The following is a 15961-nucleotide window of genomic DNA, read 5'->3' on the forward strand; positions in this document are numbered from 1 at the left end:
CATGGAGACTCCGTGAGCGGGGGACTTATTACTTGGGGTGGGTCTACTATAGAGACCGCTGCCGCGTGCCGTAAGGAGGCAGTTTTTTGTAACCAGCAGATTTCGAGGAATTCCGCATGAGCAACGCATTGAGGGCGATCGAAAGATTCAGCCAATATCCATTGGGCGAGTCCCAATCCGTGCACTGCCCGGTTCGAGACGTGCTCGACCGTATCGGCGACAAATGGAGCATGCTCATGATCATGGCTCTCGCGATGCGACCGCACCGCTTCAGCGAGCTTCACCGCGCTGTCCATGACATTTCCAAGCGCATGCTCACCCAGACCTTGCGTGATTTGGAGCGCGATGGACTGATCACCCGTCATGTCTTTCCGACCAAGCCGCCGGGCGTTGAATATCGGTTGGCCCCGCTGGGCCAATCGCTTCTGGAACCGATGGCGAGCCTCATCGATTGGGCGGATCGTTGCTATGGCGACATCCATGCCGCACGCGCCCGCTTTGACGGCACGCCCGGTGATGCCCCCACGTCAGGCTTTTCCTGCTCGATCGAAGGTGCCGCCTGACAGCACCAACCGGCAAGGGTGACCAACTCAAACCGGCACGCTGTTCACTCCCTACCAGCACCCGCAGTTGAAGACAGGGCTTCCCAAAAGCAGCCGCTCGCGACCGCCTGCAACGGGTCGAAAGCGGCCTCCCAGGCCGGTTCCACCCACCAGGCTGCGGTGAAATCAAGCTGGGCCCAAGCAACCCGAAAACCATTCTGATTTTCACCGCATCCTCCCGCAGTTCGTCGACCCAACGCAGGCCGTGACGCCGCAGTTTGCGGTGTTGGGCGCGTTGTTTTTGTGTCTCGAATGGATCGCCATCAGCGCCTACGCCTACATGGGGTTGCACATGCGTCGCTGGTTTGCCGAGCCACGCGGCAAGCGGATTTTCAATCGTTGCTGCGCCGGGCTGTTATCGGCGGCGGCGTCGGTGTTGCTGATGGCGCGGCGAGCCTGAATTCGTAGCATTTTCAGGGCACAATCAGCGCTTGAAGCAGCGATGGCAGTGTGTGTGTGATAAAGGACGAGTGCCATGAGTAAGGTGTGCGCATCAACCGTTGAAGAGAATCTGCCGAGGCCGGGGGCGATCAGTTTGCGGGAGGCGTTCTGGTTCTGGCTGAAGTTGGGTTTCATCAGCTTCGGCGGGCCTGCGGGGCAGATTTCGATCATGCATCAGGAGTTGGTCGAGCGGCGGCGCTGGATTTCCGAACGGCGATTCCTGCATGCCCTCAATTACTGCATGTTGCTGCCAGGGCCAGAGGCGCAGCAGTTGGCAACCTACATCGGCTGGCTGATGCATCGCACCTGGGGCGGCGTGATTGCCGGGGGGCTGTTTGTGCTGCCGTCGCTGTTTATCTTGATCGCGTTGTCCTGGATGTACATCGCCTTTGGCGAAGTGCCGGTGGTCGCCGGTCTGTTCTATGGCATCAAACCCGCAGTGACGGCGATCGTGGTGCAGGCGGCGCATCGGATTGGCTCGCGGGCGCTGAAAAACAACTGGCTGTGGGCCATGGCGGCGGCGTCGTTCACCGCGATTTTCGCGTTCAATGTGCCGTTCCCGCTGATCGTGCTGGGGGCTGCGTTGATCGGCTATGTCGGCGGCCGCCTGGCACCCGAGAAGTTCAGAACCGGCGGCCACAGCGCCGCCAGAAAATCCTTCGGCCCGGCCTTGATCGATGATGACACCCCATCCCCCGAGCATGCCCGGTTCAGCGGGTTGAAACTGGCGCTGCTGGCACTCATCGGCGCCGCCCTGTGGGCGTTGCCGATGGGGATCCTGACCACGCTGTTTGGCTGGGAAGGCACCTTGACGCAGATGGGCTGGTTCTTTACCAAGGCCGCGTTGCTGACCTTTGGCGGCGCCTATGCGGTGCTTCCGTATGTCTACCAGGGCGCGGTCGGGCACTATGGCTGGTTGACCCCGACACAGATGATCGACGGGCTGGCATTGGGGGAAACCACGCCGGGGCCGCTGATTATGGTGGTGGCTTTCGTCGGGTTTGTCGGCGCTTATGTCTTGCAGGTGTTCGGCGCCAACCAGGTGTTTCTGGCGGGTGCCGTCGCGGCCACGCTGGTGACCTGGTTCACCTTCCTGCCTTCGTTTTTGTTCATCCTCGCAGGCGGTCCGCTGGTAGAATCGACCCACAATGAACTCAAGTTCACTGCGCCGCTCACCGGTATTACTGCCGCTGTGGTGGGGGTGATCCTCAATCTGGCCTGTTTCTTTGGCTACCACGTGCTCTGGCCCAAGGGGTTCAGCGGCAGCCTCGATTGGCCGTCCGCGCTGATCGCAATGGCCGCGGCGATTGCCTTGTTCCGCTTCAAGCGCGGTGTTATTGAAGTATTAATTGCCTGCGCTGTCGCGGGTTTGGCTGTGCATCTATTGCGCTAATGCGCGTCGGTGGAACTGAACACTAATGAACCTGAGCATTTTCTACGCCCTGAGCGCGGCCGCACTGTTTGGCGCCAGCACACCGCTGGCCAAGCTGTTGGGCGTGGACGTCTCACCGGTTTTACTGGCCGGGTTGCTGTACCTGGGCAGTGGCCTCGGTTTGACCATCGTCAGGTTTATCCGTGACCGTGGTTGGCAGGCAACCGGCCTGACGGCCGGCGAGTGGCCATGGTTGATCGGTGCCATCGCCTTCGGCGGGGTGCTCGGTCCGGTGGCCTTGATGTTCGGCTTGACCCTGACGTCGGGGGCGACGGCCTCGCTGATGCTCAATCTGGAATCGGTGCTGACGGCGCTGCTGGCCTGGCTGGTGTTCAAGGAGAACGCTGATCGGCGCATCGTTGCGGGGATGCTGGCCATCGTCGCGGGCGGTGTACTCCTCGCCTGGCCACACGACTCGACGCAGGCACAAGGCTGGATCGGACCGTTGGCGGTCGCCCTGGCCTGTGCCTGCTGGGCCATCGATAACAATCTGACCCGCAAGATCTCGGCATCCGATGCGTTGTTCATCGCCGGTATCAAGGGGCTGGTCGCGGGGGCGGTCAACTGTAGCCTTGCGCTTCTGTTGGGGGCCAAACTTCCGAACATCACCACGCTTGCGCCGACACTGCTGGTCGGCTTTCTGGGTTACGGCATCAGTCTGGTGCTGTTCGTGCTCGCCCTACGCGGATTGGGCACGGCCCGTACCGGGGCGTACTTCTCGACCGCGCCGTTCCTCGGCGCGGCGATTGCGATCCTGATCCTTGGCGAGCCTGTGTCACTGACGTTCTGGATCGCTGCCCTGCTGATGGGCATTGGCGTCTGGATTCATCTCACAGAAAGCCATGCACACGACCACCAGCATGACCCGCTCACCCATGGTCATCGGCATGTTCACGATGAACATCACCAGCACGAACACGATTTCGAATGGGATGGCACTGAACCTCACAGCCACGTTCACCAGCATCTGGCGATCCGTCACAGCCATCCGCACTTCCCGGACATTCATCACCGGCACCGGCATTGAGGTGCGTTCAGGCAACCTGACACAGATCTTTGTCGGCTCCGACGATTGAATGCCTTGATGGCACCACAACCTCTGTGAAGTTTCAGCGCAAGAGACCGGGTGCGATTCTGCGGGCAGCCCCTTAATCTGCCCGTAGCGCCCAAACCTCTGTCCGGAACCCCCATGCCCTATCACCACGCCAGCCAATTCCTGTCCGCCATCGACCCGGACTGGGCGCGGCACATCGCAACAATCGGCCCTTGCCTGCATCAACCCAAACCGGCTCGCGATCCGTACGAAGGGTTGGTGCGCGCTATCGCTTACCAGCAACTGCACGTGAAAGCCGGCGACGCAATTCTCGGTCGACTGCTGGCGTTGTTTCCTGAGCAGACCTTCCCCAGTGCCGAACAGCTTCTGAGCAGTGAGACCGACGTACTGCGCAGCTGCGGCTTTTCCGCGAGCAAGGTCGCGACGATACAAGGCATCGCCCGGGCCCGGCTGGACGGGATCGTTCCGGATTATTCCAGTGCACAGGCGATGGACGACGAAGCGCTGATCGAGCGCCTGACTCAGCTACGCGGTGTCGGCCGCTGGACCGTCGAGATGCTGCTGATCTACACCCTCGAACGCATGGACATCCTGCCCGCCGACGACTTTGGCGTGCGCGACGGCTACCGCCGTCTCAAAGGTCTGGAGCAACAGCCGAGCCGTCAGCAGATGGTCGACATCGGTCAGGCATGGAGCCCCTATAGAACCGTGGCGGCCTGGTATTTGTGGCGGGTGCCGAAGCCATGAAACGCTTTGTGTTGCTCAATGCTCAGGGCGAGCCGGTCGACAGCGTCGAGCCCGGGCAATTGGGTGGCCATCGACGCTCGCGAATCTTCGGTCGCCTGAACTGCCCTGCTGCGCTGCATGCCATTGCTCGTGGCGGCTATGTCGCTCATCGGGTGTTTTTTGCCGATGAGGCCACGGCCCGCGCCGCCGGTTATCGACCCTGTGCAGTGTGTTTACCGCAGGCTTATGCGCAATGGAAAAAAGGAGACTGCGGATTCAACCGGTGTCGATAACCGTGCTCAGACAAGGAGTTCGACGGTCTGCAACATACGCCGATAAGGCGAGGCCGGATGCCCCATCTCGAAGTGAATGGTTTCGATCAAACACTCCAGAAACCGCTCGGCCGCCGGCCGCAAGGGTTGCCCGCTGCGGCTGATGGCTCCCACTGAAGCGCTGCTGACCGGCTCGCGCAACGGCAAGGCGCACAAGCCTTCTCTCTGGGCGCAAATCTCCACCAGCGGCCATGGAAAGATGCTCAACATGTCGGTTTCACGCAGCAAGCTCAAGATGATCGACAGCGAATGGGCGAAATGCACATGCCCCTGCGTCGTCATCGTCCCGTCTTGCTGCGAGGCCAGAATCCAGTCGGCCGACGCCAGTTCTTCCATGGATCGACAATTCGACAAAGGGTGTTGCTGACGGGCCACCACCGCACAATCGGCCGTGAACAGAGGTAGATAGGTCAGGTCTGCGCTGGAACACTGGGTATCAAGCCGTCCGATAAAAAGATCGACGCTCGCATCCCGCAGCCGCGGACAGGCGACGGACGAAAGACCTTCATGCAACTCAAGTTGCACGTTTGGAAACAGCTGGCGAAAACGCACGACTGCCTTGGGCATGAGCGTCATCGCCAACCAGGGTGTGACCGCTACCGACAAGCGTCCAACCAGTTCCCCGTTGCAATCAGCCAACACTTGACGGGCACTGACCATCTGCGCCACCAGCAAGCGTGACTGAATCAACAGCTTCTTGCCGAGTTCGGTAAACACAATCCCGGAGGTATTGCGTATCAGCAATTGTGTTGCTGTGTCTGCCTCCAGTTTCTGTATCGCTTTGGTGACTGCGGCTGGCGAGGTGTCGAGCCGTTTTGCAGCGCCGCGAATGCTGCCTGCGTCGGCTACCGCCACCAGTGCATTGAGTTGATAGAACTTCATAGTATCCGCCGGTGTTAACCCTGGGTTGCCTTGTTCACTTTCGATTGCCTATTGGCCCTTCCCTTTGCCCTCTAAGCTCAAACCAACGCCGCCTGGGCTTCCAGCATCACCAAAAGACCGTATCAGAAAAAGCGTAGGCATTTTGATGAAACGTATGATGCCGTGAGCCATAGCGTGGGAAGTGGCGCGGTGACAGATCTGTTTCTCCTCCTGGTCACAAAGGAAAAACGCTGCCAATGACCCAGTTCCTGACGCTACTCAAAGAGATCGAGCATGAAATGCGCGAACTCCGCCAACATATCCATGCCAACCCCGAACTCGGTTATCAGGAGGTCGAGACTAGCAAACTGGTCTCCGAGCGATTAACCAAATGGGGGTATGAAGTCACGCATGGCTACGCCGAAACCGCGGTCATCGCCACGCTGAAAAAAGGCTCCAGCCCCCGCGTGCTCGGCATACGGGCTGACATGGACGCGCTGCCCATCCTAGAGAAAACCGGTCTCCCCTATGCAAGCCGGATACCCGGCAAAATGCATGCGTGTGGCCATGACGGGCATACGGTCATGCTCCTCGCCGCTGCCTACGCCCTTGCCCATGGTCACCCGTTCGATGGCACCGTACACCTGATTTTCCAGCCGGCTGAAGAAGGCCTGGCCGGCGCCCGAAGAATGATTCAGGAAGGTGTGCTGCAACAGTTCCCCTGTGATGCCGTGTTCGCCGCACACAACATGCCTGGCTACCCAGTCGGAAAACTCGGGTTCCGGGCCGGGCCCTTCATGGCCTCCGCCGACCAGGTCAATGTCACGATTCACGGGAAAGGTGGTCACGGCGCGATGCCGCATCTGAGTGTCGATCCTGTGGTGGTCTGCGCAAGCATCATCATGGCCTTGCAGACAATCGTCTCGCGCAACGTTTCACCTCAGGACATGAGCGTTATCACCGTCGGGGCCATTAACGCAGGTAAGGCGTCCAATGTGATCCCGGACAGCGCACACATGCTGATGTCGGTCCGGTCGTTGAACAACGCCGTTCGAGACCGCCTGGAGAGCCAGATAAAACGCCTCATTCACGCCCAGGCGGAGGTATTCGGCGCAACAGCCGAGATTCACTACAGTGCCGACTACCCCTTGCTGGTGAATGACGAAGCAATGACCCGGTTCGCCAGTCAGGTCGCCACCGACTGGCTCGGTGAAGACGAGGTCATGAGAGACATCGTGCCCTTCAATGGCAGCGAGGATTTCGCTTATTTCCTGCAGCAATGCCCTGGCTGTTACCTGATCATCGGCAATGGCGACGGTGAACAGAGCTGCATGGCTCACGATCCACGCTATGACTTCAATGACGACATCCTGATCCGTGGCGCTGGCTATTGGGTCAAGTTGACCGAAGCCTTTTTACCGCTTAACGCTTGAACAAAGACCTGCAAACCGTGAAAACCAATAAAAAATGAGGTCATCATGCAGCTACGCAAACTTCAGTACACCGTCATGCTGTTCGGGCTGATCATCACCCCGCTATCGCAGGCGGAACCGGTGATCAAATTCGGCGTCGACCCCAGCTACCCACCGTTCGAGCAAAAGCAGCCAGACGGTTCATTGAGTGGTTTTGATATCGATCTGGGCAACGCCCTGTGTACCGAGTTACGCGTCAAGTGCATTTGGGTCGAGCAGAGTTTCGACGGTATGGTCCCGGCGTTAAAAGCGAAGAAGTTCGACGCGATCCTGTCTGCATTCAGCGCCACCGAAGCGCGTCGCCAGCAGGTCGATTTCAGCCATAAGCTCTACACCGCTCCGTCTTCTCTCGTCGCCAGGAAAAACGCCGGCTTACTGCCGACGGCCGAGTCATTGAAAGGGAAGTCCGTAGGGGTTGTTCAAGGGTCGCTGCAAGAAAGCTTTGCCAAATCGGAATGGGGCAGCAAAGGAATCGAGATCCTTTCCTACCAAACCCAGGACCAAGTGTTTTCAGACCTCATCAACGGGCGCCTGGATGCTGCGTTCCAGGCCTCGGTACAGGCCGATATCGGGTTGTTGCAAAAACCTCAGGGTCAGGGGTTTGCCTTCGCGGGTGAACCCATCACCGACAAACGCATCATTGGCGATGGCGTCGCAATCGGTGTCAGAAAAAACGAACCTGATCTGAGGGAGCAACTGAATACGGCCATTGCCGGCATTCGCCAATCAGGCCAATACGACCAGATCGCGAAGCAGTACTTCAACTTCGATATTTACGGCAAGTGAGGTCATCCCCATGAACGAAATGACACAATGCGCTGAGCCTCGTCTTGCCTTCCCCGTCAGCGACCAGACTGTGCGCGACTTTCAGACTCAGGGCGCAGTGTGTATCCGCAATGCGTTTTCTGCGCAGCAAATCAGCGAACTGACCCAAGGCATCGAATTGAACCTTGCCCGTCCCAGCCCTCGCGCAAAAGTGGCGAGCAGTGCCACCGACCCGGGATGGTTCTTCGAGGATTTTTGTAACTGGCAAGAAAACCCGCACTACCGGAACCTTATCTTCAACTCCGCCATCGCGCCCATCGCTGCCGCCCTGTTGAACAGCCAACACGTGCGCCTGCACCATGACCACTTGCTCGTGAAAGAGCCCAATACGCGCCAACGCACACCTTGGCATCAGGATCAGCCTTACTACAACATCAGTGGCTCGGACACCGTGAGCTTCTGGATTCCTGTCGATCCAGTGCCGAGGGAGTCGACCCTCGAGTTTATCGCCGGCTCACACAAGGGACCCTGGTTGATGCCTCGGTCGTTCATGGACAGCCAGGCCAAATGGTTTTCCGAGGGAACCCTGGACGAGCTACCGGACATCGAAAGCCACCGCGAGGACTTTCCCATCCTGGGATGGGCATTGTCGCCAGGGGACATGGTGTGCTTCAACATGTTGACCCTGCATGCCTCTGCCGGGGTGGGCGGGCAAAATCGCCGTCGCGCGTTTTCAGTGAGGGTCATAGGCGATGACGTACGGCATGCGCCCAGACCCTGGGCCACCTCTCCTGATTTTCCTGGGCTTCGGGATACTCTGGCGCCCGATGTTCCTATGGAGCACGAGTTGTTTCCGACACTCTAGGGAGTACAAGCGTGCACGACCCCTTCAATCTTCTTCGTTTCGTCGAGGCCCAGCGCCCGGTTTTTACCCGAGCCATGGAAGAGTTGCGTGCCGGGCACAAGACCAGTCACTGGATGTGGTTCATCTTCCCGCAACTGCATGGCCTCGGGCGTAGCGAGATAGCCAAACGCTTTGCCATCTCTGGTGCTGCCGAAGCCCGGGCCTATCTGCTGCATGATTTGCTGGGGCCACGACTGGAGGAAAGCGTAAGTACCCTCCTGCAACACAGCGACAAGAGTGCGCTGGAAATCCTTGGCCACCCTGATGACCTGAAATTGCGCTCCTGCCTCACGCTGTTCGCCAGCATTAAACCCGAACACCCTCTTTTCCAGCCGGCCCTCGATCAGTTCTTCGCCGGCGAGCCAGACGCCAAGACCCTGTTCCTTCTTGGAGAATAAGGTCGACGCGCACCACGTCGCCAGCACCACGTCGAACCTCTTCGACGCCGTGATCGGCCGGCTTGGGTTGATGCAATTGACCATATGCAGCCGCTATTGACGACTGGCAGAAATCGGCCAGAAGCAGCCAATCCGTCTCCAGATCCTTCGAAATAACGAATGCTACTCTGATAAGCAGCCGCCCAAAACCTAGGGCGAATCCTGATAGGTGAATGGCGAATGCAGACCTCTGTCCCATGCAAGTAATCGCTGCGCCCTCGAACCTCGGGCTCAGCCCCCTGCGGCCAAACCACGAACCCGGTACATGGCGCGCCCCAGCGGCATTGGTTGCTGCGGGCCTGCTTCATGCGATCAGCGCTCGCGCATTTAAAGAATTACCGCGCCCGACCTATTCTCCAGAGGCGCAACCGGGAACACGTCTGCGCAATGGCTATGCCATGCGTTCGTTCAATCTCGCGCTTGCGGATTTGGTACGTGAAGCTTATCGGCAAGGCGACTTCGCGCTCGTCATTGGAGGGGATTGCTCGATTCTTCTGGGTGCACTTGCAGGTGCGCGCTACGCAGGTCCGCTTTCGCTCATTCATATTGATGGGCACAGCGACTTTCGCCATCCCGGCAATTATGACCCTGAGCAAAGTTTGGGCGCCGTGGCGGGAATGGACCTTGCGCTAGCGACCGGCCGTGGCGAATCGCTAGCGACCGAATGGCCCGGTATACCCGGCCCGCTCGTTGCCGATACTCACGTTGTCCAACTTGGCGAACGCGAAAACCGTGACGAAGATTTCGCATGGCCCGACGTAAATCACACTTCCATCAACCGGATCGACGTTTTCGATGCACTGACGATCGGTCCGGCTGCTGTTGTCAAACGTATCAGCGACACGCTCAATCAGGTACCTGATCAAGGCTTCTGGATACACCTTGACGTCGATGTGCTGGACCAACTGGTCATGCCTGCTGTCGATTGCCCTGGGTCTCCTGGTATCGCTCCTGACGATTTGGTGAAGATCATGTCTCCATTCGTTGCTGATCACCGATGCCGGGGGATGACGGTCACGGTCTTTGACCCTGATCTTGATCCCGATGGACGGTTCGCCGCTACAATCGTCGGGATGATGGCGCAACTTCCGTTCCCGATCCGATTGAGCGATTGAGCGATTGAGATAACCAGCGGCGTCAGCACAGAAATGGAAGGTCTCGTCTATTCCCCACTCCGCCTATTCGTAGAAGTCCTGACGTGCGTGACATACGTTTATGCACCTACGCCGTTGGCTCGAACCGGCAGCCAAAAAGTCAGTCGTGCAGCTAACATTCTTTGACAGTCATCAAGGGCAGCTTTGGGTCGAAAGCAGTCATTCGCAGCAAGCAGCAATCGGCCAGAAGGGACATCGAGATAGCAAACCTCAAAGGGGCTGAACACTGAGGCCGTTGGCTATTTAAGTAGCAGCTCCCTAGAACTTTTCCCTATTTATCGGTCTATCTGGATAGGCACATCCGCTCGGCAAGCGCGAACCCTCAGGTTTCCCGCAGCCAGATGGCCACACGTCCAATTGTCAATCAGAGGTTGTCTTCGCTCATGAAATTCCATGCCCCACGGATCGTGCTCTTCGGCCTGTTCGCGTTCGCGGCAGTGGGCTCGGCATCAGCAACACAGATGAAGACCTCAACCCCTGTTTTCGCAACTGAAGTCGCAGCCGTTCAGGCTCCGGTCCAGGCTGCCGGCAACCCTTGGCCGACCTTGGCCAGTATGGCCGGCAAGCAGCCAGGGCCGTTGCTTGCCCATGACGACCGATACTGGCATGACGGCCGTTGGCACGATCGTAGAGACGATTGGCGCCGAGACGACTGGCGTAGAGAGCAAGCCCGCCGAGAAGCCGAACGCCATCGTGATTGGGAGCGCCACCATGATCGGGCCATGCGGGACCGCTACGAGGACGATCACCGCTACTATCGTCGCTAGTGCGAAGCCATGGGATCAATCCGCCTGCAACACCGGCGCTGGTTTGGCGAGCCGCGCGGCCATCCAGACAAGTTGAGCGTGAGCCTCTTTACGCCGACCCGTTCACGGGCAAGTCGCTTGAGCACCGTGTAACCGGCTACTTCGATAAAGCGTCGCCACCCTTTGGCGCCGGAACCGCCAGTGCATCGAGATCATGTTTAACCCGAGCAAAAAAATGGTCGTACGCATCCTTCGCCAGAACGATCTTGGTTTGCGAGTCACCGCCGCTGTCCCATAGGGTGTTGTCGAATCGCACGCGAACGGCAACGCCCGGTCCCATCGCGGACGCTCTCACGGTGACAAGTGCTGTCGTGTATTGGTGATCCGGCTTCGCGGGCAACAGGCCAACGCGCGTCTTCAACACCCCGCGCAGGACCGCGCGCCACTTGGGGATGAGTACCTCGCTGCGTCCTCCCTGGACCAGGCCTGTGTCGTTTTCCGTCGTGAGCGGCCCGTAGCCGCTCGCCGTCAGCGTAGTTTCAACTGCACGCAGCGTCTGTGCCACCGACGCGTTCGGGAAGTCGCGATCGCGGATCGCTGCGAAGGTGCTTCGTTCGCCGGCGGTGAGATCCACGGTTGTCTGACGCGAGCTGTATTTGACGACAGTTCCCCCTGAACCCGTGACGCGTTCCTGCGGATTGGGTGTGCTGCAAGCCGCGAGCGATAGCAGAAGCGAAGCGACCACGCCGCGCATCGTGCAGCAAGCGGTTATCTGAAGACGGTGGGATAAGCGGGTTCCGGCGCGATATGTCATGCTGAAGGCGTACTATTCGCTAGTGAGGGCAAGCGCTATCCTAGTTAGCGCACAATGCTTTCTTCAATTGAAAGATTTTGCAGGAACTGCAAGAAATTCTTGGATATGAAAGGACCTCATGCGCCGTCTACCGCCGCTGAATGCTCTGCGCAGTTTCGAAGCCGCCGGGCGTCTGAAGAGCCTCACCAAAGCCGCCGATGAACTTTGCGTGACGCACAGCGCCATCACTCAGCAGATCCGCGTGCTGGAGGAGTATCTCGGCCAGAAGCTCTTCGAACGCAAGGGCCGCGCGCTGGAGATGACGCCTCGCGCGCGGCATTACCTCATCGACGTTGCCAGTTGCCTCACCCGGCTCACTGAAGCCACGGCACAAATGTGCGATGACAGCGTGACCCGCAAGATCCAGATCAACACGTCGGCGTCGTTCGCGCATGGCTGGCTGATTCCGCGCCTGGCGGATTTTCATGCGCAACACGCCGGTATCGATGTACAGATAGTGACTACGCCGGACATGGGCGTGGAAGAAATGGATGAATCCCACGATGCGATCATCCGACGTAATCATCCTGATCTACGGCGTTCCGGATTCGTGTCGCGGCGTTTGCTCGCGAACAGGGCGGTGCCGGTGTGTGCTCCCGACCTGCGTGACCGGTCGCAACTGCGCGAGCCGGCAGACCTGGCCAATGCGCGATTACTCCACTACTCAGGTATCCCCGACGCTTGGCAATGGTGGTTCCATAACGCGGGTGTGCCCGTCGGTGAAACGCTGCACGGGCCTTACTTCGAACAGTTCTCCTTGCTGCTTCAGGCGGCTGCAAGCGGTTTGGGCATTGGTCTTGCGCCACATGCCGTGGTCCGGGCCGATATCGAGAGTGGCCGGCTTGTCGCGCTTTTCCCCGAGGTCGTGCTGGAAGGTCCACCGTTTCATTGCCTGTATCGGGATGCGCCGGACAATCGGGAACTCACCGTCTTTCTCGATTGGTTGTTCGCCGTGGCTTAACCCCACCGCCGGAGGAAGTTACCTTTGATGAATGAAATAGTTAGAGCGCAGATGATGTCCATCACACCTGATCAAACTCCTCCAGTCATTTTGGTCGCGGCTCATCAAAGCGACTTGGACAATCTTGTGGCTATTCGAATTGAGGCCATGCGCGAAAGTCTGGAACGTATTGGACGATTTGATCCCGTGCGCGCACGTGAGCGCTTTCTCAACGGTTTTGAAGCCCGCAACACACGCCACATTGAGATGTCCGGTGAGCGGATTGGTTTTATTGTGGTCAAGCATCACCTGAAAGAACTACTGCTCGATCACTTGTATGTGAGACCGAATGCCCAAGGGTCAGGTGTAGGTTCTGCTGTTCTCACCCAGATTTTCAAAGAGGCGGATGCGGCTGCGCTCCCTATCAGGGTTGGAACCCTCAAAGAAAGCGCGTCGAATCGGTTTTACATCCGTCATGGCTTCCAATTCGTCGAAAGCGGTGAGTTCGACAATTACTATATTCGTCCGAGCATTCCTGCGACTAACTAAGCTGATCCACTGGGCTCATTCAGGTCAACTGCGCCGAACTTTAAGGACATGGAATGCTGCACATACTGGGTAAAGCATCGTCGATCAATGTACGAAAGGTACTCTGGGCATGCGCCGAGCTCGAAATACCCTTCGAGCGGGAGGATTGGGGTTCTGGCTTCAAGTCGACGCACTCTCCAGAGTTCATTTCGCTGAATCCCAATGCAATGGTTCCGGTGATCAAGGACGACGACTTCGTGCTATGGGAGTCCAATGCGATCATTCGCTACTTGGCGTCTCGCTACAACGGCATTCATCTTTACCCAGTTCAACCCAGAGCAAGAGCACGGGTCGACCAATGGATAGATTGGCAAGCATCGGACCTCAACAAATCGTGGACTTATGCCTTTATGTCATTGGTCAGGCACTCGCCCGAGCATCAAGACAGCAAGGCATTGGCGGTCGCTTGCAATCAGTGGTCCAGGCATATGGAGATCCTGAATCGACAGCTCGAATCAACAGGGGCTTACGTCAGCGGCGACGAGTTTTCTCTGGCTGACATACCCATTGGCTTGTCTGTAAATCGGTGGTTTGAAACACCGCTCGATCATCCAGACTTACCAGCCGTGAGTGCCTATTACGAACGGTTAAGTCATCGACCTGGCTACCTGCTCCACGGAAGAAACGGGACGCCATGACAGAGCGTCAACTGCCGCAGCACTGCTCCTCGATCGACCTGGCAAGGCTCAATCCGGATCAGCCATGGACCCCAGCCGCTGACGCATGCCCGCGCTGGCGGCTGGCCCGGCCTGCACGCTGCACTGGTCCAAGGGCACTAGATGGCCATCGGCGATATCCGCCATCATCGGCCGCACCGGCCGCCCAGTCTCCCGCTCGACAATCTGCACACTTTCCCCTTCTGGCGCGTAATGGCGATTGCCCCAGGCCACAAAGGCCATGAGCACCACGCGGAAATCTTCGCCCTCGGCAGTCGGCACGTATTGGTAGCGCAGCGGGCGCTGACTGTAAGGCTGACGCTCGAGCAGACCCGCCTCCACCAGCGAGTTCAAGCGTCTGGTGAGCATGTTCGGGGCAATATCCAGGCTGCGGGAAAACTCCTCAAAGCGTCTCAGGCCATGCAGTGCATCGCGCATGATCAAAATGCTCCACCACTCGCCAACCCTTTCCAGACTGCGGGCTATCGGGCATTCGGCATGGATGAGGGTCTTGCGCTGCATGGCAGTTCCTTACGGGGGTTCAAACATTTGTTGGTCTAACATGTTACTTTCATAATGATAGTAACGTCCATATGTCGCTATCCCCCCGTAAACAGAAGGAGCGGAACCATCATGAACAAACGTATCGTCGTCACAGGCATGGGCGCACTGACTCCACTTGGTTGCGGAGTCGAGCAGATATGGCAACGCCTTCTGGCCGGGCAGTCGGGGATCCGCCAGTTGCCGCCGGAGCTAATCGGCGATCTGTCGATCAGCATCGGCGGCCAAGTCCCCGACCGCAACCAAGACCCTGAGGCCGGCTTCGATCCAGATCTACTGCTGGCACCAAAAGACCAACGCAAGATGGACCGCTTCATTCTGTTCGCCCTGGCAGCGGCCCATGAAGCGTTGACACAGGCCGGCTGGGCGCCCCAAACCCCAGAAGCGCAGGAGCGCACCGCCACCATCATCGCTTCGGGCGTGGGCGGATTTCCGGCGATAGCCGAAGCTGTGCGGACTACTGACAGCAAGGGGCCGCGGCGCTTGTCACCCTTCACCATTCCGTCATTTCTTAGCAATATGGCCGCCGGTCATGTCTCAATCAGACATGGTTTCAAGGGGCCGCTGGGGGCTCCAGTGACGGCGTGTGCGGCGGGTGTCCAGGCCATCGGCGACGCTGCGCGGATGATTCGCGCGGGGGAAATTGACGTAGCGCTCTGTGGCGGGGCGGAAGCGGCCATTCACCGGGTCAGCCTGGCTGGCTTCGCTGCCGCACGCGCCCTGTCGAGCGATTACAACGACACCCCGGAGCGCGCCTCGCGCCCCTTCGATCAGGCCCGCGACGGTTTCGTCATGGGCGAAGGCGCCGGCCTGCTGGTCATCGAAGAGTTGCAACACGCCTTGGCGCGCGGCGCCAGGCCCATCGCCGAACTGGTGGGTTATGGCACCAGCGCCGACGCATACCATATGACCTCCGGGCCGGAAGATGGCGACGGCGCCCGCCGGGCCATGCAACAGGCGCTGCGCCAGGCCGGCGTGGAGGCATCCCAGGTTCAGCACCTGAATGCCCACGCCACTTCGACCCCGGTGGGCGATAAAGGCGAGCTGGCGGCAATCAAAGCCCTGTTCGGCACAGACAGCGGCCTTGCGATCAGTTCGACCAAATCCGCCACTGGCCACCTGTTGGGTGCCGCGGGGGGGATCGAGGCGATCTTCACCATACTTGCGCTGCGCGATCAGGTGGCCCCGGCGACACTCAATCTGGAAACCCCGGATACCGCCGCCGAAGGCCTTAACCTGATTCGCGGCCGGGCCCAACACCTGCCCATGGAATATGCGCTGTCCAATGGCTTCGGTTTCGGCGGGGTCAACGCCAGCGTGCTGTTCCGGCGCTGGATTTAAGACTGGGTATTGAGTCCGGCTTCAGTGCCGTTGGCTGTACGAACCCAAGAAACAACAAAGCCCAGCACTAGACTGGGCTTTTTCACATCAGGCTGG

Annotated in this window: 18 protein-coding genes and 1 pseudogene; 16 read left to right on the plus strand and 3 right to left on the minus strand. The window is 58.9% G+C overall.

All coding sequences use genetic code 11. From position 1 onward, the window contains the following. The first annotated feature begins 116 nt into the window (after positions 1 to 116). The 6 genes and pseudogenes from NTD87_RS12845 (at position 117) to NTD87_RS12870 (ending at position 4548) form a co-directional block, all read left to right on the plus strand. Entirely contained in the window at positions 117 to 563 is a 447-nt protein-coding gene (locus NTD87_RS12845) for a winged helix-turn-helix transcriptional regulator (RefSeq protein WP_262114314.1), read from the plus strand. A gap of 179 nt (positions 564 to 742) precedes the next feature. After that, a pseudogene (locus tag NTD87_RS12850) lies at positions 743 to 1002 on the plus strand (LysE family translocator); the annotation flags it as partial. Positions 1003 to 1077: 75 nt separating this feature from the next. Beyond that, the gene (gene chrA / locus NTD87_RS12855; RefSeq protein ID WP_262114315.1) at positions 1078 to 2436 is read left to right on the plus strand and encodes a chromate efflux transporter; all 1359 of its coding nucleotides are present in this window, start codon (positions 1078 to 1080) and stop codon (positions 2434 to 2436) included. 25 nt (positions 2437 to 2461) lie between these two features. Beyond that, the gene (locus NTD87_RS12860; protein WP_262114316.1) at positions 2462 to 3502 is read left to right on the plus strand and encodes a DMT family transporter; all 1041 of its coding nucleotides are present in this window, start codon (positions 2462 to 2464) and stop codon (positions 3500 to 3502) included. A 162-nt stretch (positions 3503 to 3664) separates the two neighbouring features. Continuing rightward, positions 3665 to 4276, plus strand: coding sequence for a DNA-3-methyladenine glycosylase family protein (locus NTD87_RS12865; RefSeq protein ID WP_262114317.1), 612 nt, complete (start codon positions 3665 to 3667; stop codon positions 4274 to 4276). After that, the gene (locus NTD87_RS12870; protein ID WP_262114318.1) at positions 4273 to 4548 is read left to right on the plus strand and encodes an Ada metal-binding domain-containing protein; all 276 of its coding nucleotides are present in this window, start codon (positions 4273 to 4275) and stop codon (positions 4546 to 4548) included. Before NTD87_RS12865 ends, NTD87_RS12870 begins: the two co-directional genes overlap by 4 nt. Positions 4549 to 4554: 6 nt before the next feature. Here NTD87_RS12870 and NTD87_RS12875 read toward each other — a convergent pair whose 3' ends face one another. Then, positions 4555 to 5469: a LysR family transcriptional regulator gene (locus tag NTD87_RS12875; protein WP_262114319.1), complete on the minus strand. Its 915-nt coding sequence runs from the start codon at positions 5467 to 5469 to the stop codon at positions 4555 to 4557. Positions 5470 to 5705: 236 nt separating this feature from the next. Between NTD87_RS12875 and NTD87_RS12880 the strand changes: the two genes are divergently transcribed. The 6 genes from NTD87_RS12880 to NTD87_RS12905 all read left to right on the plus strand — a co-directional run bounded on the left by NTD87_RS12880 (position 5706) and on the right by NTD87_RS12905 (position 10947). Further along, on the plus strand, positions 5706 to 6881 hold the full coding sequence (locus NTD87_RS12880) for a M20 aminoacylase family protein (protein ID WP_262114320.1): 1176 nt from the start codon (positions 5706 to 5708) through the stop codon (positions 6879 to 6881). 75 nt (positions 6882 to 6956) lie between these two features. Continuing rightward, positions 6957 to 7706, plus strand: a complete 750-nt coding sequence (locus NTD87_RS12885) for an ABC transporter substrate-binding protein (protein WP_262114321.1) — start codon at positions 6957 to 6959, stop codon at positions 7704 to 7706. Positions 7707 to 7716: 10 nt separating this feature from the next. Further along, positions 7717 to 8550 carry a phytanoyl-CoA dioxygenase family protein gene (locus NTD87_RS12890; protein ID WP_262114322.1) on the plus strand — a complete coding sequence of 278 codons (834 nt, stop codon included), beginning with the start codon at positions 7717 to 7719 and terminating at the stop codon, positions 8548 to 8550. Positions 8551 to 8561: 11 nt separating this feature from the next. Beyond that, the gene (locus tag NTD87_RS12895) at positions 8562 to 8987 is read left to right on the plus strand and encodes a DUF1810 domain-containing protein (RefSeq protein WP_262114323.1); all 426 of its coding nucleotides are present in this window, start codon (positions 8562 to 8564) and stop codon (positions 8985 to 8987) included. A gap of 236 nt (positions 8988 to 9223) precedes the next feature. Next, a complete protein-coding gene (locus NTD87_RS12900) occupies positions 9224 to 10141 on the plus strand; it encodes an arginase family protein (RefSeq protein WP_262114324.1) in 918 nt (305 codons plus the stop codon). A 422-nt stretch (positions 10142 to 10563) separates the two neighbouring features. Beyond that, the gene (locus NTD87_RS12905) at positions 10564 to 10947 is read left to right on the plus strand and encodes a hypothetical protein (protein WP_262114325.1); all 384 of its coding nucleotides are present in this window, start codon (positions 10564 to 10566) and stop codon (positions 10945 to 10947) included. Positions 10948 to 11083: 136 nt separating this feature from the next. Here NTD87_RS12905 and NTD87_RS12910 read toward each other — a convergent pair whose 3' ends face one another. Continuing rightward, complete coding sequence (locus tag NTD87_RS12910) at positions 11084 to 11671, minus strand: hypothetical protein (RefSeq protein WP_262114326.1); 588 nt, start codon at positions 11669 to 11671, stop codon at positions 11084 to 11086. 187 nt (positions 11672 to 11858) lie between these two features. On the opposite strand from NTD87_RS12910, the gene NTD87_RS12915 reads away from it, so the two are divergent. From NTD87_RS12915 to NTD87_RS12925, 3 genes are read left to right on the plus strand one after another with little or no spacing between them, the layout of a single operon-like run. Then, positions 11859 to 12740, plus strand: a complete 882-nt coding sequence (locus NTD87_RS12915) for a LysR substrate-binding domain-containing protein (RefSeq protein WP_262114327.1) — start codon at positions 11859 to 11861, stop codon at positions 12738 to 12740. Between the two features lie 54 nt (positions 12741 to 12794). Further along, positions 12795 to 13268, plus strand: a complete 474-nt coding sequence (locus tag NTD87_RS12920; protein ID WP_262114354.1) for a GNAT family N-acetyltransferase — start codon at positions 12795 to 12797, stop codon at positions 13266 to 13268. 53 nt (positions 13269 to 13321) lie between these two features. Continuing rightward, entirely contained in the window at positions 13322 to 13945 is a 624-nt protein-coding gene (locus NTD87_RS12925) for a glutathione S-transferase family protein (protein WP_262114328.1), read from the plus strand. Between the two features lie 48 nt (positions 13946 to 13993). Here the strand turns inward: NTD87_RS12925 and NTD87_RS12930 are convergent, their stop codons facing one another. Continuing rightward, positions 13994 to 14485 carry a winged helix-turn-helix transcriptional regulator gene (locus tag NTD87_RS12930; RefSeq protein ID WP_262114329.1) on the minus strand — a complete coding sequence of 164 codons (492 nt, stop codon included), beginning with the start codon at positions 14483 to 14485 and terminating at the stop codon, positions 13994 to 13996. 111 nt (positions 14486 to 14596) lie between these two features. Here NTD87_RS12930 and fabF point away from each other — a divergent pair, with 111 nt between their 5' ends. Continuing rightward, a complete protein-coding gene (fabF, locus tag NTD87_RS12935) occupies positions 14597 to 15865 on the plus strand; it encodes a beta-ketoacyl-ACP synthase II (RefSeq protein ID WP_262114330.1) in 1269 nt (422 codons plus the stop codon). Positions 15866 to 15961 lie beyond the last annotated feature (96 nt).

The sequence above is a fragment of the Pseudomonas sp. 6D_7.1_Bac1 genome, from assembly GCF_025465945.1.
Classification (GTDB): domain Bacteria; phylum Pseudomonadota; class Gammaproteobacteria; order Pseudomonadales; family Pseudomonadaceae; genus Aquipseudomonas.